At 64.9% G+C, this 21605-nt stretch carries 20 protein-coding genes and 2 pseudogenes; 13 read left to right on the top strand and 9 right to left on the bottom strand.

Annotated elements, in window-relative coordinates; all coding sequences use genetic code 11:
- Window positions 1-1001 (top strand): NHL repeat-containing protein (locus tag A9W95_RS17250; protein ID WP_253851689.1); only part of this gene is annotated, 1001 nt, incomplete at its 5' end.
- A gap of 10 nt (window positions 1002-1011) precedes the next feature.
- Here A9W95_RS17250 and A9W95_RS17245 read toward each other — a convergent pair.
- Window positions 1012-1473 carry a VOC family protein gene (locus A9W95_RS17245; RefSeq protein ID WP_067415247.1) on the bottom strand — a complete coding sequence of 154 codons (462 nt, stop codon included), beginning with the start codon at window positions 1471-1473 and terminating at the stop codon, window positions 1012-1014.
- An 89-nt stretch (window positions 1474-1562) separates the two neighbouring features.
- Here A9W95_RS17245 and A9W95_RS17240 point away from each other — a divergent pair, with 89 nt between their 5' ends.
- Window positions 1563-2831 (top strand): cytochrome P450, encoded by a 1269-nt coding sequence (locus A9W95_RS17240; RefSeq protein WP_067415245.1) that lies wholly within the window; start codon window positions 1563-1565, stop codon window positions 2829-2831.
- Here the strand turns inward: A9W95_RS17240 and A9W95_RS17235 are convergent.
- Together A9W95_RS17235 and A9W95_RS17230 are read right to left on the bottom strand one after the other, a co-directional pair.
- Window positions 2828-4315, bottom strand: a complete 1488-nt coding sequence (locus A9W95_RS17235) for a serine/threonine-protein kinase (protein WP_067415242.1) — start codon at window positions 4313-4315, stop codon at window positions 2828-2830. The two genes, A9W95_RS17240 and A9W95_RS17235, sit on opposite strands and share 4 nt — an antisense overlap.
- A 169-nt stretch (window positions 4316-4484) precedes the next feature.
- Window positions 4485-4913, bottom strand: a complete 429-nt coding sequence (locus A9W95_RS17230) for a protease inhibitor I42 family protein (protein WP_067415252.1) — start codon at window positions 4911-4913, stop codon at window positions 4485-4487.
- 176 nt (window positions 4914-5089) lie between these two features.
- On the opposite strand from A9W95_RS17230, the gene A9W95_RS17225 reads away from it, so the two are divergent.
- From A9W95_RS17225 to A9W95_RS17210, 4 genes are all read left to right on the top strand, one after another.
- Window positions 5090-6166 (top strand): DUF5685 family protein, encoded by a 1077-nt coding sequence (locus A9W95_RS17225; RefSeq protein ID WP_067415239.1) that lies wholly within the window; start codon window positions 5090-5092, stop codon window positions 6164-6166.
- Window positions 6167-6208: 42 nt separating this feature from the next.
- Window positions 6209-7804: a Na+/H+ antiporter gene (locus tag A9W95_RS17220; protein WP_067415236.1), complete on the top strand. Its 1596-nt coding sequence runs from the start codon at window positions 6209-6211 to the stop codon at window positions 7802-7804.
- 61 nt (window positions 7805-7865) lie between these two features.
- A complete protein-coding gene (locus A9W95_RS17215; RefSeq protein WP_067415233.1) occupies window positions 7866-8501 on the top strand; it encodes a TetR/AcrR family transcriptional regulator in 636 nt (211 codons plus the stop codon).
- A complete protein-coding gene (locus tag A9W95_RS17210; RefSeq protein ID WP_067415230.1) occupies window positions 8494-10020 on the top strand; it encodes an FAD-dependent monooxygenase in 1527 nt (508 codons plus the stop codon). Before A9W95_RS17215 ends, A9W95_RS17210 begins: the two co-directional genes overlap by 8 nt.
- Window position 10021: 1 nt before the next feature.
- On the opposite strand, the gene A9W95_RS17205 is transcribed toward A9W95_RS17210, so the two are convergent.
- Together A9W95_RS17205 and A9W95_RS17200 are read right to left on the bottom strand one after the other, a co-directional pair.
- Complete coding sequence (locus A9W95_RS17205) at window positions 10022-11272, bottom strand: cytochrome P450 (RefSeq protein ID WP_067415229.1); 1251 nt, start codon at window positions 11270-11272, stop codon at window positions 10022-10024.
- Window positions 11269-11817, bottom strand: a complete 549-nt coding sequence (locus A9W95_RS17200; protein ID WP_067415226.1) for a TetR/AcrR family transcriptional regulator C-terminal domain-containing protein — start codon at window positions 11815-11817, stop codon at window positions 11269-11271. Before A9W95_RS17200 ends, A9W95_RS17205 begins: the two co-directional genes overlap by 4 nt.
- Before the next feature lie 87 nt (window positions 11818-11904).
- Here A9W95_RS17200 and A9W95_RS17195 point away from each other — a divergent pair, with 87 nt between their 5' ends.
- The 5 genes from A9W95_RS17195 to A9W95_RS17170 all read left to right on the top strand — a co-directional run bounded on the left by A9W95_RS17195 (window position 11905) and on the right by A9W95_RS17170 (window position 16728).
- Window positions 11905-12636, top strand: coding sequence for a hypothetical protein (locus A9W95_RS17195; RefSeq protein ID WP_067415223.1), 732 nt, complete (start codon window positions 11905-11907; stop codon window positions 12634-12636).
- Entirely contained in the window at window positions 12627-13103 is a 477-nt protein-coding gene (locus A9W95_RS26405; RefSeq protein WP_082983143.1) for a lipoprotein LpqH, read from the top strand. Before A9W95_RS17195 ends, A9W95_RS26405 begins: the two co-directional genes overlap by 10 nt.
- Before the next feature lie 466 nt (window positions 13104-13569).
- Window positions 13570-14409, top strand: coding sequence for a sulfurtransferase (locus A9W95_RS17180; RefSeq protein ID WP_067415217.1), 840 nt, complete (start codon window positions 13570-13572; stop codon window positions 14407-14409).
- A gap of 137 nt (window positions 14410-14546) precedes the next feature.
- Window positions 14547-15539 carry an alpha/beta fold hydrolase gene (locus A9W95_RS17175; protein WP_067415214.1) on the top strand — a complete coding sequence of 331 codons (993 nt, stop codon included), beginning with the start codon at window positions 14547-14549 and terminating at the stop codon, window positions 15537-15539.
- A gap of 319 nt (window positions 15540-15858) precedes the next feature.
- Entirely contained in the window at window positions 15859-16728 is an 870-nt protein-coding gene (locus A9W95_RS17170; protein WP_371328089.1) for an SDR family oxidoreductase, read from the top strand.
- A gap of 9 nt (window positions 16729-16737) precedes the next feature.
- Here A9W95_RS17170 and A9W95_RS17165 read toward each other — a convergent pair whose 3' ends face one another.
- Together A9W95_RS17165 and A9W95_RS17160 are read right to left on the bottom strand one after the other, a co-directional pair.
- Entirely contained in the window at window positions 16738-17799 is a 1062-nt protein-coding gene (locus A9W95_RS17165) for a dihydrodipicolinate reductase (protein ID WP_067415208.1), read from the bottom strand.
- A gap of 10 nt (window positions 17800-17809) precedes the next feature.
- On the bottom strand, window positions 17810-18754 hold the full coding sequence (locus A9W95_RS17160; protein ID WP_371328087.1) for an LLM class flavin-dependent oxidoreductase: 945 nt from the start codon (window positions 18752-18754) through the stop codon (window positions 17810-17812).
- 198 nt (window positions 18755-18952) lie between these two features.
- Between A9W95_RS17160 and A9W95_RS17155 the strand changes: the two genes are divergently transcribed.
- Window positions 18953-20098 carry a MalY/PatB family protein gene (locus A9W95_RS17155; protein WP_371328088.1) on the top strand — a complete coding sequence of 382 codons (1146 nt, stop codon included), beginning with the start codon at window positions 18953-18955 and terminating at the stop codon, window positions 20096-20098.
- Here the strand turns inward: A9W95_RS17155 and A9W95_RS17150 are convergent.
- Window positions 20088-20816 (bottom strand): 3'(2'),5'-bisphosphate nucleotidase CysQ, encoded by a 729-nt coding sequence (locus tag A9W95_RS17150; protein ID WP_067415199.1) that lies wholly within the window; start codon window positions 20814-20816, stop codon window positions 20088-20090. The genes A9W95_RS17155 and A9W95_RS17150 overlap by 11 nt on opposite strands.
- A gap of 147 nt (window positions 20817-20963) precedes the next feature.
- Window positions 20964-21431: pseudogene (locus A9W95_RS17145) on the bottom strand (acyl-CoA dehydrogenase family protein); the annotation flags it as partial.
- Between A9W95_RS17145 and A9W95_RS28430 the strand changes: the two are divergent.
- A pseudogene (locus A9W95_RS28430) lies at window positions 21388-21605 on the top strand (acyl-CoA dehydrogenase); the annotation flags it as partial. The pseudogenes A9W95_RS17145 and A9W95_RS28430 overlap by 44 nt on opposite strands.

Below are 21605 nucleotides of genomic sequence, written 5' to 3'. Positions count from 1 at the left end.
CGATCAGCCGAGAACATCCGCAATACCCGCCGCCGCAGCCTGCCGGCCCGCCCACCCTCGCGCGACCGGCGGCCACGTACTCGGGTCCCGGGCAAAGCCCTGCGGCCGGACCACCCAGTCCGCGACCACCGTCGCCGCCCTGGTGGCGCCGCAAGGCCGCCATCATTTCCGCGGCAGTGCTGCTGGTCGTGGCGGTCACCGTGGCCGCCGTCGCCATCTTCAGCAAGCCGAGCCCGAAAGGCGATGACACCGAGCAAGTCACGCTGCCCTTCACCGGCCTGCGTGACCCCCAAGGCTTGTCGGTGGACAGTGCTGGCACCGTTTACGTTGCCGACACCCCGCGCAATCGAATTCTGGCCTTGTTCGCCGGCTCCACCACCCCGGCTGTGCTGCCATTCAACGGTCTGAACGACCCAACCGGTGTCACAGCGGACAACACCGGCACCGTCTACGTCAACGACGCCGGTAACAAGCGAGTGTTGGTCCTTCGATCAGGCTCGCGGAATCAAGAGGTCCTGGCGTTCAATGATCTTGGCAATCCGACCGGTCTGTCGGTGGACGGCAGCCGGACGGTCTACGTCACCGACACCGCCAAGAACCGCGTGGTCGCACTTGCCGCTGGCTCCAATACTCAGATGGAGGTCCCCTTCTCCGGCCTCAGTGCGCCGACCGGTCTGGTGGTGAGCAGCACCGGCACGGTCTATGTGTCCGACGGCGGCAACAACCGGGTGTTGATGTTGCCAACGGACACCAAAAAGCAAGTGGCGCTTCCTTTCCAGGGCCTCAAGCAGCCCGGTGGTGTGACGCTGGACAGCCAGGGGGCGGTGTATGTGACCGACACCGGGAACAGTCGGACGCTGAAGCTGCCGGCCGGCTCCTCGACGCAGGAGGAGTTGCACTTCACCGGGCTGGACAATCCGTGGGGGCTGGCGGTCGACAACGTGGGCACCGTCTACGTGGGCGGGCGGAACAATCAGATTGTGGCGCTGCGGAAGAAGTGACGCGTCGCGGCTAGGCGCTTCCCGGACGCGGGGGCAGTGCGGCCAGCCAGCCATCCGAGAGCAATTCCAGAAGCTGACCGTCCGGGTCACGAATCATCGCCGACTGCTTCGACACGGTCCCGCCAACGACGTGTCCGCCGTATTCGGCGACCTTCTCCAACACGCCACCGAGATCTGACACCGAGAAAGAGATGTGGGTCAAACCCACTTGATCCATGACCCGCTCGGTCCCGGAACGAACTTCACGTCCGGAGTAATCGAGAAGCTCCAGCACCAAGCCGTCGCGCACCAGATACGTCGCGTGCAATCCCACCGGTTTGTCCAGCTGCAAAAGCTGGTCGGTTCCCTCATCGGGCGCGTCGAGCTCCCACCAGAAGTCGAAGCCGAGCAGCCCCTCGTAGAAGCGGCGCGATAGCTTCGGATCGCTCACGCACAACCCAACGTGGTTAAACGTTGCCGATGTTGCTGTCATCAGCGCTTCCTCACTTCGTGACAACGGCGGTTGATAGCATCGTTCGTCGGACGCTATTCATGCAAAGATAGTGTAGATAGACTACAACGATGTCCCGCCCGCCAGGCTCGTCCCAGGTGCCCGACCACCCGGACATCCCACCCGAGGTCATCGTCGATTTCGATCACCACTCCGACGCTTTCAACCTCGACGAACGAGCCGTCAACGCCGAGCTTCGCCAAAAGTGCCCGGTCGCCTGGAACAAGAACTACGGCGGCTTCTGGTTCCTCTCCAGTTACGCAGCCGTCAGCCAATGTGCCCGAGACGGCGACACGTTCGCGCACAAATACGAACCCAACGCCGAGGACGGGGTGGACTATCAAGGTGAAATGGGTGTTCCTCGTCCCGAAGGCCACCCTGCCCTGGGCATCGGTGAAGTCGATGGCCCGTACCATCAGGCCCTCCGCCACGCTCTCGCGCCGTTCTTCTCCCCCGGCGCGGTGCAGCGGCTCAAGCCGTTCATGGAAGAGAAAGCTCACGAATTCCTCGAAAAGCGCGTCGCCGCAGGATACATGGATCTGGTCCTTGACTACGCCAGCCCGGTTCCTGCCATCCTCACCATGAAGCTGATGGGTCTGCCGTACGACAACTGGCACCTGTACGCCAATCTCTTTCACTCCGTCATGGCTGTTCCGCAAGACAGGCCCGAGTACGCCGCTGCGCTGGCCCAAGCGCCCGCCCTGATGCAGGGCGTCCTCGACTTCGCTACTGCCCGAAAAGCCAAGCCGGACAACGACTTGACCAGCTTCCTACTGCAGTTCGAATTCGAAGGTCAACGGCTCACCGATGAACAACTGCTCAATATCATCTGGAACCTCATCGCCGGCGGCGTCGACACCACCACCTCACAAACCGCGCTGACCTTGCACCACCTGGGCACGCACCCGCAGTTGAGACAACAACTCATCGACCACCCGGAGCTCTACCGCACCGCCACCGATGAATTCCTGCGCTTCTTTTCGGTCAACCAGCAGTTGAGCCGCACAGTCACCAAAGACACCCACCTCAACGGCCAGACCTTGCGGCGCAACGACAGAGTCGTCATCAGTTGGCTCGGCGCCAACCACGATCCAGACGAATTCGACGACCCCGACGAAATCCTCCTTGACCGCTCCCCCAACCGTCATGTCGCCTTCGGCCTGGGCCCGCACCGTTGCATCGGATCCCATCTGGCGCGTCTGATGTCCGAGGTGATGGTCAAAGCAGTATTGGACCGCATTCCCGACTACCGGGTCGACGCAGACGGGGTCCACCAGTACCTCGGCAATCCCAGCATGACCGGACTGGCCAAGCTGCCGGTCTCCTTCACTCCGGCCTAACGAGCCGTCGCGTACTGCAACACCGGTTCAGCGGAATCCACGTGACCGTTGCTCAAGATCGTGAGCTGCTGCGGACCCACCTCGTAGCGAACACCATTGGCGGGATTGGTCGCAACGAAACCGTCCGCGGAACGCACCGTGTTGGAAAGCTCGATGTTCGCGCCGTCGCGGATCCGCTCTCCTCGGTAGTACAAGTTGCCGTCGCCGGTCTGGCAGACCACCACCAAAGACTGCGCCGTCCGCAACACCGCCGCCGGCGGATTTCCGGGCGGGCACCGAGCGGTGTGCCCGACGAACCCCAACCCGTCGGCTCCCTGAACCGGACCCGACAGCGTCGGCGTCCGTGAAGCCGACGTGGGGACCGTGGGTGAACCCGCCGCCGCCGTCGTCTGCGACGGCGACCCGCCGCGGTTTCCGAACACCAAGATGCCCGCCAACACGGCCGCGATCACCAGCATCACCGCCGCGAACGCACCCACGAACACCGGCGCCCGCCCCGCCCGACGCGCCGGCACCTGCGCCGGCACCGGCGCCGCCGGCGGTGGCGGCGGCGGATACGGACTGAATCCGGTGTCCTCCGGGTTCGGATAGGACACCTCGAACGGCCGGGTGCCCGACGGCCCGGCCGGCTCGGCCGGCGCCAGACCCGGGGAGGCTGCAGCGGTGGCCGCCCTGGCTAGTTCGCCCGCCGAAATGAACCGTGCTGCAGGCTGTTTGGCCATGCCGCGGGCGATAACCTGATCGAAAGACCGGTCAATGCCGCGGCGCATGATGCTCGGGCGCGGCGGCGGCACGAACATGTGGGCGCTGATCAGCTCTTGCAAGTCCTCACCGTCGAACGGCGGTCGGCCGGTAAGGCACTCGTAGAGGACGCAGGCCAGTGAATAGACGTCGGTGTGCGGCCCGACGCGCCCGCCATTGAATCGCTCGGGCGCCATATAGGCGCACGATCCGATCACCAAGCCACTGGCCGTCATGCCGGCGTCACCTCTGCCGTGCGCAATGCCGAAGTCCACCAGATAGGCGAAATTCGTCGAGGTGAGAAGCACGTTTTCTGGTTTGACGTCGCGGTGCACCAGCCCGTCGCCGTGCGCGGCGTCCAGCGCGGCCGCCACCTGCGCGACGATCGAGGCCGCCTCGCGCGGGTCCAATTCGCCACGCTCGCGCAGCAGGTCCTTCAAACTGCCGCCGTTGACCAGGCGCATATCGATGAAAAGGACTCCGTCGATCTGACCGAAGTCGTGCACTGGGATGACATGCGGCTCCTGCAGCCGGGCCGCCAGTTGCGACTCACGCCGGAAGCGCTTCTGGAATTGCGGATCCGTGGCCAGCTCGGTGCGCAACAGCTTGAGAGCGACCTCGCGACCCTTAATCGTGTCGTAGGCCCGGTACACCTGGCCCATTGCACCCTCACCGATCAGTGATCGCAGTTCATAGGGTCCAAACCGGGTACCGAGTCGCGAGCCCCGGTACGGCGAAGACATTGGCGATTCCTCCTGACGATTCACCCAGCCCACGGGTTCCCGCATCGAGCGTTCGCTTAACGCGTCGGTGCGCCAGTTCACTCGCCGCCCCTCGCCGAGCAGACGCAAACTCGCACGCAAAAGGCTGCGGGAGTGCGATTATGCGTCTGCTCGCGCCAAGTCTGGCGGCCTATCGGACAGTCACTTTTGCGGTGAAGGTGCATGCCGGGGTGGTATCGCTGCCCACGATGCTGGCGTAGTTCGCGACGATCGTCGTCGTCCCAGCCTTCAACATGACAAACGTCCAGACATCGTTACCGGGTGCCCCCATCCGATTGGTGTTCGGGGGCTGGTACTCGTGACTGGTCTGCTTCAGAATCGTCGGGTCGCCGATTTTGGTTTCCGCCGTCCACCGGAATGGGGTCGTGTGATTCGAGCCCAAGGACACCTTCAGCGTGTTGCCCACCAACAAGGTTTCCTCGCGAGTGACGGTGCTTTGATTCATCACTTCGTCAATCGAGACGTCAATCGTCTTGGTCGACGGGGCATTGCCCCTGGAACAACCCACGACCGTCGCTAGCAGCATGGCGAGGATCACCACCAGCAACTTGGTCTTCATACGCAATACGATAGCCGTCCAGACCAGCGACACCTGCCGGCGCAGTGCAATGAAGCTGTCACGCAATCACTTTCGAGCACTCACCTAGCACCGCGCCAATCCCAGCAACCACCCGGCCCGCGCCGCGACGACGAATATGAGCACACTTTCGCACCTGGTCCGGTAGCTTTCCATGCGTGTTTGGCATCATCCGGCCCTGCCGTCACCGCCTCGGCGGCGAACTCGCCGAAGCATGGCGAGCCCAATTGTGCGGTCTGTGTCTGGGGCTGCGCGACGACTACGGCCAAGTGGCGCGTATCGCCACCAACTACGACGGACTGGTCGTCTCGCTGCTCGTCGAAGCGCAATCCGAAGCACCACCTCGCCGCCGCACCGCCGGTCGCTGCCCACTGCGGGGCATGCGGCGCGCCGACGTCGCGACCGGCGACTCCGTCCGGCTGGCCGCCGTGGTGTCACTGGCTCTCGCCGCGGCGCGGGTGCGTGACCACGTCGACGACCGTGACGGCCTTGTCGGCCTGGCCGGGATGCGGCCGGCCGCCCGTCGTGTGGCCGAGCACTGGGTGCGCCAGGGCACCGACGCCGGTCACAGTCTGGGCTTCAACACCTGCGTGCTGGTAGATGCCATGGACCGCCAGGCCGAACTCGAAGCCGCCGCCCGCCCGGGCACATCAGTGCTACGGGTCACCGAGCCCACTGAAACCGCCGTCGCCGCCGCCTTCGCGCACACGGCCGTTCTGGCCGGGCGCCCACACAACGAGGCGCCGCTACGCGAGGTCGGACTGCTGTTCGGGCGGGTGGCCCACCTGCTCGACGCGGTCGAGGACTACCACGACGACGTGATCCAGGGGAAGTGGAACCCGCTGGCCGCGACCACTACGCCCATGGCAGACGTCCGCGCCCTGTGTGACGACGCGGTCCTCGGCATCGAATTGGCTCTGGCCGATGTGGACTTCACCGATGACCGCCTGGCCCGACGGCTGCTGACCCGCGAAGTTCGGCGTGCGGTCCATCGCACCTTCCGGGCCAATTACCCCGGCGGCAATGGGACACCTCACGGCCAGCAGGAAGGCATCAACTTCGGCAACCAGCCAATGGGTTCCTACCCCGGCGCGCCCGAAGAAGTCCCACCGCAACCCGCAGCCAAGAAAGAAGGATTCTGGAACGGCTGTTGCGACGTCTGCTGCTGTGATTGCTCGTGCGACTGCTGCTGCGACAGTTGCTGCGACTGCGGGGACTGCTGCGACTGTTCGTAGCTCGGCGCGACGTCCGCCTGAGTCATACGCAAGGATGGGCGAGTGTTTTCGCTCGTCCTCATCGTCGCTCTGGTCACCACAGTCATCGTGGGAACGATTCTGGGCCGGCGCTACCGCGTCGGTCCGCCGGTGTTGCTCATCTTCCTGGGTGCCTTACTGGGCTTGATCCCTCGCTTCGGCCACGTTCACATCGACGGCGAGCTGGTCCTGCTGTTGTTCCTCCCGGCCATCCTCTATTGGGAGAGTTTGAACACCAGCTTCCGCGAGATGAAAGCCAACGTGCGTGTCATCGCCATGACCAGCATCGGTCTGGTCATCGCCACCGCGGTAGCGGTGGCCTGGACCGCGCGATTCTTCGGCATGGAGTCTCATGCGGCCGCGGTGTTGGGTGCGGTGCTGTCCCCCACCGACGCCGCAGCAGTGGCCGGTCTGGCGAAGAAATTGCCGCGCCGGGCCCTGACTGTGCTGCGCGGGGAAAGCCTTATCAACGACGGCACTGCACTAGTGCTGTTCGGCGTGACCGTCTCCGTCGCCGTCGGCGGCTCAGCGGTCAGTCCGGCTGCCCTCACCGGCCGCTTCATTTTCTCCTATCTCGGCGGCATCGCCGCGGGCCTGGTGGTCGGGGCCGTGGTGACCTTGATCCGCCGCCGCATCGACGCACCGCTCGAAGAAGGTGCGCTGAGCCTGCTGACACCGTTCGCGGCGTTCCTCCTCGCCGAGACAATCCACAGCAGCGGTGTGGTCGCGGTGCTGGTTTCCGCGTTGGTGATCACTTACGTCAGCCCCCGGGTGATCCGGGCGCGGTCTCGCTTGCAGTCTTTCGCCTTCTGGGACATCACCACATTCCTGCTCAACGGCTCGCTCTGGGTGTTCGTCGGGGTGCAGATCCCCAACGCGCTGCACGGGATCGCCAATATCGACGGCGGCATTCGCCACGCCACCTACCTGGCGCTGGCGGTGACCGCCGCCGTCATTGCCACTCGGTTTGCCTGGGTGGAATTCACCAGCGTTTTGGGTCGGGTCATCGACAAGAGCATGGGCAAACCGACCAAGCACGTGCCCTTCCGGCAGCGCTGCGTGACCAGTTGGGCCGGCTTCCGTGGCGCCGTCTCGCTGGCCGCAGCGCTAGCAGTGCCGCTCGAGACGCACAGCGGCGCCCGCTTTCCCGATCGCAGCCTCATCATCTACGTGGTGTCGGTCGTCATTTTGGTGACCGTGTTGGTGCAAGGCATCACCCTGCCCCTCATCGTGCGCTGGGCCCGCCTGCCCGAAGACGTGGCCAAAGCCGATGAACTGCAACTGGCCCGGACCCGCGGCGCCGAAGCGGCGCTCGAAGCCTTGCCGGTCGTAGCTCGTGAGCTCGGGGTCAGCCCAAAACTGATGAACCGGCTGCAAAAGGAATACGAAGAACACGCCATGATCGTCGAAGCCAGCGCCGAGACGACTCCGGAAAATAATCACTTAGCCGAGGCCGGAGACTTGATCCGGCAGGTCCACCTGGGCGTCCTCGAACACAAACGCCGAGCCATCACCGAACTGCGCGACCAACGCCGCATCGACGACATCGTGCTGCGGGAGTTGCAGGCAGCGCTCGACTTGGAAGAGGTTCGTTTGCTGGGACCGGCCGACGTCGAGTAACCCATGCTTTGCCCGCCGGGCAGTTTTGCCCGCCGGGCAAAATTCGGCGTAGCCTGAGACGATGACCAGCGCAGGATTACGGGAACGCAAGAAGGCCGACACCCGTCGCGCGCTCAGCGACGCCGCGCTGCGGTTGGCTTTCGACCGCGGTCTGGACAACGTGACCCGCGAGGACATCGCAAACGTGGCCGGGGTGTCGTTGCGCACCTTCAACAATTACTTCACCGGGAAGTACGAGGCGCTGGCCTACCGCCAGACCGAACGCATGCGCCGCAGCATCGCCGAACTGCGCCGCCGTCCCGCCGAAGAACCGCTGTGGACGTCGATCGAACACGCCGTACTGGCGCCCTTGACGGAAGACTTCGGCGACTTCCACGGCGACGAGAACCGGTTGCCGACCCGGCAGGAACTGGCCGAAGTGCGAAAGATGTTGATGAGTCCGCCGGTCCGCAACGCCGTCCCCCAGGCACTGTTCGACGAATGGCTCGAGGTGATCGCCGAACGCACCGGCACCGATCCGGTACACGACCTGTATCCACGCCTGGTGGTGACGGTCATCCGCGCCATCGGAGACGCTGCGATGGATGCCTATGCGGCGGCCGACCCACCCGTCGCCATCACCACACTGATTCACCATGGCTTCGCCGCCGTCGCCGCCGGCCTGCCGGTACCCCTTCGGGAGGCAACACATGACTGACGAGCATGCCGAGGTTGTGATCTCCGGCGCTGGACCCAATGGACTCATGGTGGCCTGTGAGCTGGCATTGGCCGGCGTCCGGGCCGTCGTGCTCGACAGACTGCCCGGACCCAGTGACGAACCCAAAGCCAATGGTCTTGTCGGACAGGTGGTTCGGATGCTGGACCAGCGCGGTTTGTACCAGGCCTTCACCGGCGACGACGAACCGCCGACCCCCTCCTTCGGTTGGATGTTCGCTGCGATGCCGCTGAACTTCCTTGGCGTACCCGACAACCCGATGTATGCGATGCTGATGCCCCAGCCTCGACTGGTGCGACTGCTCGAGAAGCGTGCCCGCGACCTGGGCGTGGACCTGCGCTGGGGACACGCGCTGAGCGCGTTGCATCCCGGCTCGGAATCAGTTGCGTTGACCGTGGATTCGCCAGAGCGCAAATACAACATGACCACCAGTTACCTCGTCGGCGCAGACGGCGCGCGCAGCCTGGTCCGCAAATCGCTGGGCATCGGCTTTCCCGGCCACACCGCGGACACCGTCAGCCGCCTCGCGCACGTGAACATCCCCGAGCAGTTCCGCGAGGAAGATGGGACCGTCGAGGTGCCCGGGTACGGCCGGCTCCGACTCGGCCATACCCGAGTGGACGGCGGCGCAGTCATCCTGGCGCAGTTCGAGCAAGACCGGTTCCTGTTCGGCACTATCGAGTTTCAGCCGCCCGTAGCGGACAACCCGATGACCCTGGCCGAATTGCGGGACAGTGCACGGCGATTGCTCGGCGTGGACTTTCCCTTCGAAGAGCCGAGCGGCGAAGGGCCGCACGCACTCCGTCGGATCAACGGCCAGAACACTCGCCACGCCGAACGGTATCGCGACGGTCGGGTCCTGTTGCTTGGCGACGCTGCACACGTGCACAGTGCGATGGGCGGCCCCGGCCTCAATCTGGGCTTGCAAGACGCGACCAACCTCGGGTGGAAACTCGCCGCCCAGATCAACGGCTGGGCGCCTTCGGCACTGCTCGACACCTACGAATCCGAACGCTTTCCGGTCGGTCAACGGGTCATGATGCATTCCATGGCGCAGATCGCGCTGGTCGCGCCCGGACCCGAAGTGGGAGCGCTACGAACGTTATTGGGCGAGCTGTTCACTATTCCCGACGTAGCGCAGCGCATGGCGGCGCTTCTGGCCGGCTCCGATGTTCGCTACGACATGGGCGACGACCATCCGTTGTCCGGCCACCTGTTCCCAGATCTCACGCTCGACGACGGTCGACGCGTCGCGGAGCTACTTCACGAGGGCCGCCCCGTGTTACTCGATCTCTCCGGCGGCGAAACCGTGGTGGCCGCGGCGAAAGAGTGGACACACCGCGTGGACGTCATCTGCGCCAGTCTGACCGACCGACCGGCCTTGGCGATGTTGATCCGGCCCGACGGCTACATCGCTTGGGCAACTGACACATTCGTCGCCACCGACCAGGCGGCGCTGCACAAGTCGCTACGACGCTGGTTCGGGGCGCCGCGCAGGTGATTCAGCCGATGGTGCAGGGCAGCCGTTTGATGCCGTGAAAGAACGAGGACCTCAGCCGGTCCGGTGGTCCGGTCACGGTAAGGCCGGGCACGTTCGAGTACAGCTCTTCGAGCATCACCCGTAGCTCCAGCCGGGCCAGTTGCGCGCCGAGGCAAAAGTGCACTCCCCCACCGCCGAACGCGGCGTGACCGGCGTCGGGCCGGGTGATGTCGAATGCATCGGCTCGGTCGAATACTTCCTCGTCGCGGTTGGCCGACAGATAGTGCATCAGCACCCAGTCCCCGGCGGGAATGCGCTGGCCTCGGATTTCGACGTCGGTCGTGACGGTGCGACGGAAGTGCATGACCGGGGTGGCCCAGCGCAGCAGTTCCTCGACCGCCGGCTTGACCGCATCCGGGTCGCGGGCCAACAGTTGTTGTTGTTCGGGATGTTCAGACAGCGCTAAAATTCCGTGGCTCAACGTGTTTCGCGTCGTCTCATTGCCGGCGATGGCCAGCAACAGGAAGAACTCGTTGAGTTGGTCGCGGTTGAGTTTTTCACCGTCGACCTCCGCGGCCAGCAGGGCCGACAAGATGTCGTCGGTGAGCCCCTCCTTGCGACGGTGGTCGACCAACTTGTTGCAATACACGAACATTTCCGCCGCGGCCTGTCCCAGCGCCTCGGGCGTAGGTGCGTAGTCGGGATCTTCGATACCCAGGCTGCCGATGGCGTTGCTCCACCGGAACACCTCGAGTCGGTCTTCGGCGGGGACGCCCAGCACGTCAGCGATGACCTGGAGTGACATTTCCGCGGAAATGTCCAGGACGGCGTCGAATTCACCCTTCTCGGTGATGGTGGCCACGATGTCGCGCGCCACTTGGCGCATCTTCGGTTCCAGCCGTTGCACATTGCGGACGGTGAACCCTTGGTTGATGAGCTTGCGGTAATGGACATGGCGCGGCGGATCGATCCCGGGCAGCATCGCCGAGGTCGGTCCCGCCTCCGCCTCGACCAAAGTGTTGCCTTTGCGGCTGGTGAAGGTGTCCGTGTCGCGGCTGACCAGGCGCACGTCGGCATGCCGAGTCAGCAACCAGGCGTGCGGCAAGCCGGTCAGCTGCACTGGGTGCACCGGCGATTCGACGCGCAACCTCGCCAGAGCGTCGAACGGCGCACCGCTGATGTAGGTGTCGGGATCGAAGACCGTCGCGGCATCCCGGTCAAGGGCAGTCTGTTGGTTTTCCACCACCAGTGGTCCCAGCAGGGGCATGCTCATTGGTCCTCCACGGATGCTCTGATTCCGGCGATGATGACGTCGAGTCCGGCACGAAAGCGGGAGGCGGCCTGACGTGTGCCCCGCGCCTCCTCCAGGCTCACCGCGCCGAGCAGATAGGTGTACAGCACGGTATGTGCCGCGCCGGCAATCCTTTTGGAGAGTCCAGCCTCGACGAGCAAGGCACGGCTTACCCGGTCGAGTCGGCGAGCCCGTTCGCTGCCCCGGCTGGTCTGCAACACCGCCGCGATGCCGGGAACCTCCAGCATCACTTGTCGCGCCGCGCAGTACAGTTCAGCCAGCCGGGTGTCCCAGGATCCAGCTTCGGGAACCGGGATCGCGGCGAGCACCGACTCGGCGAGTAGATCCAAGGCGGCTTGCTTGCCGGGCACGTGGTAGTAGACCGACGGCACCGCCGCGCCCAGTTCGGCGGCCAGGTCCCGCATCGTCACCTGCTGCACGCCGATGCGGCGCGCCAACGTGCGTAGGGCCGTCACCACCTGAGCGCGGTCGAGTTCGCCGTAAGCTCGGCGCACCGAGGACGTCATTCGACCTGCGTTCGAATTGATCCGAGCATTGTTAGAATTTATCGCGATGAGCGCCGCTATTGCAAAGCCGTGGCAGTAAACCCGCCGATGATCACCATCAAGGCAGGCATATTCAGCCTCACCGCACCCACTCCACCCGACGACGACGGCAGTTACTTGCGGTGGCACCTGCTCGACCACATGCCCGAGCAATACCAACTGCCCGGCATCGTGCACGGACTGCGGTGGATCGCCGACGGTGAGTACCTCAGCCATCGTTTGGCCGCAGACGGTCCGTTGGGTGACGTCGGCAACGCCGTGCATTACCTGGTCCGCGAACCGGTGCAGCAAACTTTCGACGACTTCGTCGCACTGGGCCGCTCGCTCTGGGAAAACGGCCGCTTCCCCGTCGCTCGACCGCTCCTGCAAGTCGCCGGTCTGCGTTTGCTGCAGTGGCATTCGGCGCCGGGGGCGCTCATCTCCGCCGAGGTGGTGCCGTTTCGTCCGCACCGTGGCGTCCTACTGATTATCGAGGAACCCATCGACGGGCACCCTCAGCCGTGGCTGGAATGGCTGCACGCCGAACACTATCCAGCGCTGCTCGCCACTCCCGGCGCGGCCGGCGTATGGACATTCGGCACCACTACCGTATGGAATCCCCCGCCGCGAGGCTGGCGAGCCGAGCCGCAGTACATCACGGTCATCTATCTCGACGCCGACCCGTTGGTCACCATGACCAGGTTGACGCCGATCCTCGAGCAACGATGGCAGTCGCGCGCTGTGCGCCCGCTGTTTTGCGGGCCCATGCGAACCATGATTAGTTGGGAAGCATGGTCGTGACGAGTCCCAAATTCGCGGCCGCGCTCTGCGCTGCCGCACTGATACCCAGCCTGTCTGGCTGCTCGGAGGAAACCTCGGCCAAGCCCGCCACCGCTGACATCACGATCGAGGGGCACCAGCACACCATCACCAGCGGAGTGGAGTGCAACAGCGAGCCCGCGAATCCGCATGCCACACCGGCACAATCAGGAAGTCATACCACACACATCACTGCAAGCGACGGGGCCGCAGAAGAGCTACTGTCGCTCTCCGACACCACACCACCGGGTGTGAACGGGTTCTCGGTTACCGTCACGGTGAACACGGATGTCTACCGGATCCCCTTTCAGCCCATCGAATCATCCACCAAAGTCCAGGCAGCGAAGACGGGCAAGAGCTACACGGTCACCGGCACGGCTAAAGGTTCCGAGCCCAACGTGACCGGCATGCGCGACCTGCAATTCGCCGTTCACGTCACCTGCCCTTAACCGTTGGGCCGTCTAGAAATCGGTGGGCCCCCAAGTCCCGGGGGGATAGGGCGGCGCCCGCCCGGCAAAGACACCGTCGGTCAGCACGCAAAGTGTGTCGGCATGGTGCCCGCGTTCGCCACTACCACCGGCTGCCCGCCGACGACCACGCGTACGAAGACGGCTTGCCACGAGTAACCGATCCCGCCACGCTCGTACCACACGAACCCGTCGCATTGAACGGTGCTCCGATGTCGGCGAGCGGTGGAAGAAGTCCCCGGAGTTCGAGGGGCAGTTGCGAAACGCTGGTCACTTCCTGAACGGCTGTGCTCAACGCGCACTTCGGGTTGGGTGCCGCCTTCGCCGGCACGGCGGTGATGACGGCCAGCATGACAAAAGCAGAACAGCCGAGGAACCGCGTCCCGGACGGTCGTGCCTGAGGATTATCGTCGTGGGTGCTGCCGTCGGAAACAAGGAGGCGTGATCGGTGGATTCGCGCGCGCAGGTGCTGATCAACGCGACCGAGTTGGTCCAACGCCTTCAATCCGGTGACCCGGTGGTTGTCCTGGATGTCCGCTGGCGCCTCGAGGAACCCGACGGGCTCCGCGCCTACCTCGACGGACACATTCCTGGCGCGGTGTATGTCCCCCTCGAAGACGAACTCACCGACCACAGCGTTGCAGGCCGCGGTCGCCACCCGCTGCCGTCAGGGGCCAGCCTCCAGGCCGCCGGCCGCCGTTGGGGAATCAACGAAGGTGACCTCATTGTGGTGTACGACGACTGGAACCGCGCCGGTTCGGGGCGGGCCTGGTGGGTGCTGACCGCGGCGGGGCTGGACGTCCGCATACTCGATGGTGGACTGTCCGCGTGGCGCTCAGCCGGCGGGACCTTGGAAAGCGGCCCCGTCGAGCCGCAGCCAGGCAACGTGACTGTGCGCCACCAGGATCTGTATGCAGGCAAACTGCCGACGTTGACCGCCGAGCAAGTGAACACCCAACCCCTGCTCGATGCGCGTGCGCCCGAGCGTTTCCGCGGTGAGGTGGAGCCCGTCGACGCCGTCGCCGGGCACATTCCCGGGGCGAAGAACCTGCCGTCCGGCGCGGTTCTGGCCGCCGACGGCACATTCCTCGACGAGCAAGCGGTTGGCCGGCTGTTGTCCGACCGCGGCGTCAACGGCTCGGTGGGGGCCTATTGCGGCTCGGGTGTCACCGCGTCCGTCGTCGTCGCGGCGCTTGCCGCCGCCGGCCACCAGGCGGCCCTGTTTCCCGGGTCGTGGTCGGAATGGATCTCGGATCCTGACCGGCCAATAGGCCGGGGTGCCGACTGACGCTCAGGTGCCGGCCCAGCGCCGCAGGAACGCTTCGGTGACCCTGGCCGCGTCGTCGGCTGCGAGTCGCTTGTAGAAGGAGACGCGCCGGCTATGTCGGGCTTTCGTGAATGCCGACCCTCTGACAGGCTCGCTGCGTGGACATCTTTGCGGAGTGGCGAAGCGGCGGGACGGAACTGCGGTGGCGATCGGTGACGGACGCCAACAGCGGTCAAGAGGTGACGGTCTTCAGCCGACGCAACGGCACCGCTGACAAACCGGCGCTGCTATGCGTGCACGGCTTTCCTACGTCGAGCATTGACTTCTACGGCTTAACCCGCGAGCTGGCAACAGATTTCGACATTTTCACGTTGGATTTTCCCGGCTATGGGCTGTCTGACAAGCCGCCGGCCCCGTACACCTATTCGTTGTACGACGATGCGCGCCTGCTCGTCCACGCGATCACCCAAGTCTGGCAGCTCACCGACTATCGAATGGTGACGCATGACCGCGGCAGCAGCGTCGGGATGATCGCGCTGGGCATGTTGGCCGCCGACCATCCGCAAGCCCTGCCCGTCGACGTCGTCCTCACTAATGCCAACATCTACCTTCCGCTGTCCAACCTGACCGCCTTCCAGACCGCGCTGCTCGACAGCACCACGGGCCGGGACACTGCGGCGGCCACCACGCCGGAGTTGCTCGCGGCCGGGCTGGGCGCCAGCACCTTCATGCCGCGGCGCACCCTGGACGACCCGGAAATAGCCGCTTTGGCGAAGTCGTTCGCACACCACGACGGGATTCGGGTGTTGCCTGACACAATCCAATACCTGCACGAGCGCGCCGCGGACGAAACCAGTTGGCTGCAAGTACTTTCCACGATTCCGGTGAACACCACATTGGTGTGGGGCGTACACGACACCGTCGCGCCACTGCGAGTGGCCAACCACGTGTGGCAGGCGTATCTGCGCGACATGCCGGCCCGCAGCCGGTACTGGGTGGTGCCCAACGCCGACCATTACCTGCAATGCGACGCGCCGGCCACGTTGGCCGAGATCCTGCGTCTCACGGCGGCGGGTCAGGATCTCGCGCTGCACACCCTTGGTGACCGGACTGACGGCGCGGTGCTGGTGGATCAATTGAGCAGCGACTGACGTCAGTTCGTCCGAGGGCTACTGGTCGCGCGAAGGCCGCCTAGTCAACTCGATCGGCGGTGCCGCCATGCCTCTCATCGTGCATCTTGCGAGAATCAAGCAGGCAGCTCGCCCTTGCCACACGCTCAGAACCAGCGCCGCACAGTCGGGCACCGGCCGACCAGCAGGCCGGCTGTCAGTTCGCGAACACGGGTAGCTGCTGGGCAACCAAAAATTTGTCTCACGTACGCTACATCCACCGGTTGCCGGTGGTTGACCGCGACGGCCGGGCGAGCATTGAAACTAACAACTGGTGCCGATATTGTAACGTCGGTTGCGCATCCACCAGGGAAAAAGGGGAAACATGACAACGGCGTCAGAGCTTCTGGGATACGACGGAAAACGGGTACTGGTCGTCGGTGGCGCGACCGGCATGGGCGCCGCTGCGGCGCAGATCGCGAAAAGCCTGGGCGCGCATGTCACCGTCATGGACTATGCGCCGGTCGACTACGACGCCGATCAAGTGATCCCCCTGGACTTGAGCGATCAGGACTCGATCGACCAAGCAGTCGACCAGCTCGGCGGACCGGTTCACTCGTTGTTCTCGGCCGCCGGTGTCGCCGACGGGCCGAAGTTGATGCGAGTCAACTTCATCGGGCATCGCCACCTGATCGAGCGGTTGTTCGAAAAAGACCTGCTGCCACGCGGTGCGGCCATCTGCTTCATCTCGTCGGTGGCCGGGATGGGCTGGGAGAACGACCTGGAACTGGTGCAGGACTTCTTGGCCACCCCTGACTACAAGTCGGCGCACGATTGGTGCCAGGAGCGTGAACCCCAAGGCATCATCCATTACGGATTCAGCAAGAAGGCGATCAACGGCTATGTCGCCTGGCAGGGATACCACTTCCAGAAGAAGGGGGTGCGGATCAACGCGGTGTGCCCCGGCCCCACCGACACTCCCCTGGCCCGCGCCAACGCCGACCTTTGGCTGACCTTCGCACAGGACTATCGCGATGACACCGGCAGCGCGACCTTGACACCTGAGGACATCGGCAAAGCGATGATCATGCTCAACAGCGCCGCCGCGGCTTCGGTCAACGGAATCACGCTGAACGTCGACCAGGGACACGCCATGGCGTCGATCACCGGATCGTTCGCGCCCGGCAAACCGATCATGGACCTCATCACGGGTCGGGTTCAATTGGCCTGAGCGGCTTGCTTAATCGAGCGCGTACCGGGGCAACGTGGTGGGCATGTCCAGCGAGCTGAGTAAACCGGGCGCAGCCTCGACGACGTAGGGGATCGCGTTGACCACGCGCATTGCCGTGGCGGTCATCGCGGCCCGTCCCGCCGCATGCCCTTCGGCCTGCCCCAGGGTCAGCACGCAGTGAATCTCGGGATCGCCTTCGATGTCGACTCGGTAGGTCGCGTCGCTTTCCGAGGTGGGCCAGGCGAGCGCCACGTCGCGGGCCATCCGAATGATGTGCTCCACGACGATGGCTTCGCGACCGTTGACCACTCCGGCCGCACGGGTGCGCACGGCGCCGCAGGTGCCGGCCATGATGGTGCCGAAGGCGACCTCGATGTCCCGATCGGTCAGTTCCCGATCCAGCGAGCCCCGCACCTGCTGCACTTCAACGCCGAGTCCTTGAGCGATGAGGAAAATCGGCGCCTTCCATGCCATCTCGATGAAGCCTGGTGTTTTGAGCATGGGTTCGAAGTCCAGTGGCCGCCCAAAACCCATACCGTCCATCATCACGTCGGCGACCGGGTAGTGATCGTTGAGCGCCACTTCGCTCACCGTGATCTGGCCGATGTTCTTCGACTGGGTGGTCATCAGCAAGGCCAGTTGGTCGGAGGCAAATCCAGGGAAGATGCCCGAGGCGTAGAACGATGCGCCACCGGTTCGAGCTGCCGTTTCGAGTTGAGCCCGCCAGTTCGGCGCGAAGTATGACGGTGGGTGTACCAAACTTGTCGACGACGTGGCCACGACGTTGATGCCGGCGTTGAGCAGGCGCACATAGTCCGGGATCGCGGCCGCATCGCGTTCTGGACCGCTGGCGGCATAGACCACGCAATCCGGCGCTAACCCAATGAGCGCATCGGCATCGTCGGTGGCTACGAGCCCGATCCGCTCCCCACCGGCCAGTTCCCCCACATCTTTGCCGACCTTCTCCGGCGAATGTACCCAGACCCCAACCAGTTCCATGTCGGGGCGACGCCGGACGGCGTCGATGGCGACGCTTCCGACTCCTCCGGTCGACCACACGACGGCTCGCATCGATACTCCTCTAGTTCTCGACCGGGGCAGCGGCACGTTGCAGATAACGCCAGGCCGCATCGGGTGGCAGGCCGCCACACAGCGGATGTAATGGCAACGGCCGGCCGCTGCGCACATACTCGGCCGCTTCGCCTGCGGTGACAATGCGGTACGGTCCGTTTTCGGCTCGCAATGCTGGCACGCTGTCGGCGCGGGTGATGCTGGCAACCGAGTCGTCCTGGGGCCGATACGACGCTGCGGTCAGCGCATCATGCAGCAGGTGTGGCCCAACCTCATGCCACGCTTGGTCGATATCGTCAGCGACGAAAACCACTGTGGGAGCTCGCGGATCGGGTCCTTGAAACAGCCCGGGCTGGTTGCCGTGCTCTCGGCATTGCGCCTCGTAGTAATGCTTGAGGTCGGCCGCAGCGGTCTGTGCGATGAACCCCAAACCGTGCTTGCCGGCACGCCGCGCGGCGGCCTTGCTGCCTCCGGCAATGAACATGGTCGGCCCCTGCGCCGACCCGCACGGCGGGGTAATGCGGACCCGCCGGCCGCGATAGGCGACGGGCTCACCGCGTACCAACGGTCCCAGCACCCCGATGAACTCGTCGGCGACCTGGCCGCGACTGGCCATGGGCACGCCGAAATGCTCGTACTCATCGAGCCGGTGCCCGATCCCGAACGCGTAGGACACCCGCCCGCGGCTGATCAAGTCGAGAACGCTCATCTCTTCGGCAAGTCGGATCGGGTCCCATAACGGTATCGGCACCGCGGCCACCAAGATTGCCAAATTCGTTGTCCGAGCGGCTATTGCCGATGCCAACGTCAGTGGCGCGGGTAAATGCCCGTCCTCGGCGCCGTGATGCTCGGACAGGACCACCAGCATCGCGCCCCGAGTTTCCGCCCACGCGCACATGTCGATGGCAGCGGCGTAGAGGTCGCCGGGCGACGCGGCCCAGCTGGGCGCACGCATGTCGAATCTCAGCGTGAACATCGGCCGCGGCGATCGCCCGGGGACTTCATCATCAGAACTCTAACCTAACGTTTGTTCCGCGCTCGGAGCGCCCTGACAACTGCAAGCGCAGGTCGCGCGGCGCTCAACTACTCTGCAGGGGTGACGCGCAATCCCCTCGAGCAACTGACTGTCGAGCAATTGCGCAATCGCACGAGCATGAAGTGGCGCGCTCACGCGGCCGACGTGCTGCCGTTGTGGGTGGCGGAAATGGATGTCAAACTTGCACCCCCAGTGGCGCAGGCACTTCACCAGGCGATCGACGACGGAGACACCGGCTATCCGCACGGCAAGGGCTACGCCAAGGCGGTCGCTGGATTCGCTTCGCGGCGTTGGCAATGGCTCGACCTGGAAATCGGCCGCACCCGCGTCGTGCCCGACGTCATGCTCGGCATCGTGGAGACGCTACGTCTGATCACCGATCGCGGTGACGCCGTGATCGTCAATTCGCCTGTCTACGCGCCGTTTTACGCGTTCGTCTCACATGACGGCCGGCGCGTGATCGAGGCCCCGTTAGGGCCCGATGGCCGAATTGATCTGAGCACGTTGGAGGAGACGTTCGCCCGGGCGCGGCGCAACGGGGGCAAGGTCGGCTATCTGTTGTGCAATCCGCATAACCCGACCGGGGCAGTGCACACCGCCGACGAACTGAGCGCGGTCGCCCAACTTGCCCGGCGCTTCGGCGTCCGGGTGGTCTCCGACGAAATCCATGCTCCGCTGGTCCTGGCCGGAAGTCGGTTCATCCCCTACCTGACCGTCTCCGGAGCCGAGGATGCTTTCGCACTGGTGTCGGCTTCCAAGGCGTGGAATCTCGCCGGCTTGAAAGCGGCGCTCGCAATCGCCGGTCCCGAAGCGGCCGACGATCTGCGCCGGATGCCCGAGGAAGTCGGTCACGGTCCAAGCCACCTGGGCATCATCGCGCATACTGCAGCGTTCGCGGCTGGTGATGACTGGCTCGATGCGCTGCTGCTGGGGCTGGATGCAAACCGCGCGCTGCTCGATGATCTTGTGGCCGAGCATCTTTCCGGAGTCCGGTTGTTACGACCACAGGGCACCTACCTCGCCTGGCTGGACTGCCGGGAATTGGGGATTGAGGACCGGGACACCGATGGCCTCGCGGTGGTATCGGACTTGTCCGGGCCGGCCCGCTGGTTTCTCGACCATGCGAAGGTGGCGCTGAGCTCGGGCCATGTCTTCGGAACCGGCGGTGCCGGGCACGCCCGTCTCAATTTCGCAACCTCGCAAGCGATTCTGCGCGAGGCGGTGTCGCGGATGGGGCAGGCGGTGCAGGAGCTCACCGGGTGACGGCGAGCACCGCTTCGGCAAGCTCGGGACGGCACACCACGAGATCGGGCAGCTTCGGATCTTGCTGGTTGTAACTCAAGGCCGAGCCGTCGATTCGGGAGGTGTGCAGACCGGCCGCGCGCGCTACCGCCACCGGTGCAGCGGAGTCCCATTCGTATTGGCCGCCGGCATGCACGTACACGTCCGACAAGCCTTGCACGATTGATGCGACTTTGGCTCCCGCCGAACCCATTTCGACCAAGGTGCCGTCCAGGGCGGCTTGTACCGCCAGTGCGATAGCCGGTGGGCGGGTCCGGGACACCACGATGCGCGGCTTGTCCAGGGCTACGGGTGGAGGCACGACATCCGGTGTGGCAAATGTGATTCCCTGCGCAGGCAAGGCCACCGCGCCGGCCACCAATTCACCGGACTGCCACAGCGCGACGTGCACCGCCCAGTCCTCGCGACCGAGCTCGGAGAATTCTCTGGTGCCGTCAAGGGGGTCCACGATCCACACGCGCTCGGAGCGCAACCGGACCGGGTCGTCGGCCCCTTCTTCGGACAGCACGGCGTCCTGCGGCCGCTCGGTCCCCAACGCTTCCATCAGAAAGTCATGAGAACGCTTGTCACCGGCGGCTTTTCGCTCACTCGCATCGGCGTCGGCGAATTCTTCGCGAACTGCGAGCAGCAGTTGGCCGGCTTCGGTGGCCAAGCGTGCGGCCAGTGTGTGGTCAGTCATCTCCAGGCCTCATCTGTGTGCTTTGTGCCCGCCTCGCAGCGACAATCCGAACGGGGCAGCACCGCAAGCATGGCGTTGTCGCTGTGAGGCGGGCACATCCACATATCGCCAACTGGCTGTGACACCTGCACGGTTAGCGAACTTACCTCACAGCCCGAACTGGTCTTCGATGATGCCGAGCCAGATCTGCGCGCAGTCGATGGCGACCTTCTCGCTGATGAACGCGTGCTGGGTGCCGGTGTACATGTCCCGAAACGCCCGCTCGAGCCGGCTTCCCTCCCTAATGGCGCTAGTCCCGGCCACCAGGTGCGCCCATTCGGCACAGCTGCGGGCGGTATCCGTGGCGTAGACCGCGGCCGCGCGCATGTCGGCGCGCAGCGACGGAGTCAGGTCTGCGCCCGAGGCAACGGCGGCTTCGGCGATGGTGAATGCGTCGAGCACCAGCAGCCGCGCCGCGCGCCATGCCGCAACATGGTGGGCCAGCCCCTTCTGGAAAGTGGGCCGGCTGGCCAAGGAAGCCATGTCGCTCATCCGGTATTTGGTTGCGGCCAACTCAGTCACGTCGTCGAGCATGCTCTTGGCTACACCCAGCGCCCAGGAAGTGTTCGTTCCGGCCAGGCGGACCTTTGCGCTGTTCGCCCGCCAGCCGCATCGCGGTGACTCCGCTGCGGCCAGGATGGGGCTGATGCCGGTGACCGCCGCAGGTCACGCGTCCTGGGCGCTGGGTGTAGCCAAGAGCATGCTCGACGACGTGACTGAGTTGGCCGCAACCAAATACCGGATGAGCGA

It is taken from the genome of Mycobacterium sp. 1423905.2, from assembly GCF_001673155.1.
Taxonomy (GTDB): domain Bacteria; phylum Actinomycetota; class Actinomycetes; order Mycobacteriales; family Mycobacteriaceae; genus Mycobacterium.
This window is presented reverse-complemented; position numbering and strand designations above follow the sequence as displayed.

What these genes read in the sequence shown, in the direction of transcription:
- A9W95_RS17245 (WP_067415247.1), bottom strand. Translation starts at nt 1,473, where the DNA reads ATGACAGCAACATCGGCAACGTTTAACCACGTTGGGTTGTGCGTGAGC.
- A9W95_RS17240 (WP_067415245.1), top strand. Translation starts at nt 1,563, where the DNA reads ATGTCCCGCCCGCCAGGCTCGTCCCAGGTGCCCGACCACCCGGACATC.
- A9W95_RS17235 (WP_067415242.1), bottom strand. Translation starts at nt 4,315, where the DNA reads ATGTCTTCGCCGTACCGGGGCTCGCGACTCGGTACCCGGTTTGGACCC.
- A9W95_RS17230 (WP_067415252.1), bottom strand. Translation starts at nt 4,913, where the DNA reads ATGAAGACCAAGTTGCTGGTGGTGATCCTCGCCATGCTGCTAGCGACG.
- A9W95_RS17215 (WP_067415233.1), top strand. Translation starts at nt 7,866, where the DNA reads ATGACCAGCGCAGGATTACGGGAACGCAAGAAGGCCGACACCCGTCGC.
- A9W95_RS17210 (WP_067415230.1), top strand. Translation starts at nt 8,494, where the DNA reads ATGACTGACGAGCATGCCGAGGTTGTGATCTCCGGCGCTGGACCCAAT.
- A9W95_RS17205 (WP_067415229.1), bottom strand. Translation starts at nt 11,272, where the DNA reads ATGAGCATGCCCCTGCTGGGACCACTGGTGGTGGAAAACCAACAGACT.
- A9W95_RS17200 (WP_067415226.1), bottom strand. Translation starts at nt 11,817, where the DNA reads ATGACGTCCTCGGTGCGCCGAGCTTACGGCGAACTCGACCGCGCTCAG.
- A9W95_RS17195 (WP_067415223.1), top strand. Translation starts at nt 11,905, where the DNA reads ATGATCACCATCAAGGCAGGCATATTCAGCCTCACCGCACCCACTCCA.
- A9W95_RS26405 (WP_082983143.1), top strand. Translation starts at nt 12,627, where the DNA reads ATGGTCGTGACGAGTCCCAAATTCGCGGCCGCGCTCTGCGCTGCCGCA.
- A9W95_RS17165 (WP_067415208.1), bottom strand. Translation starts at nt 17,799, where the DNA reads ATGCGAGCCGTCGTGTGGTCGACCGGAGGAGTCGGAAGCGTCGCCATC.
- A9W95_RS17160 (WP_371328087.1), bottom strand. Translation starts at nt 18,754, where the DNA reads ATGCGTGCGCCCAGCTGGGCCGCGTCGCCCGGCGACCTCTACGCCGCT.
- A9W95_RS17155 (WP_371328088.1), top strand. Translation starts at nt 18,953, where the DNA reads ATGAAGTGGCGCGCTCACGCGGCCGACGTGCTGCCGTTGTGGGTGGCG.
- A9W95_RS17150 (WP_067415199.1), bottom strand. Translation starts at nt 20,816, where the DNA reads ATGACTGACCACACACTGGCCGCACGCTTGGCCACCGAAGCCGGCCAA.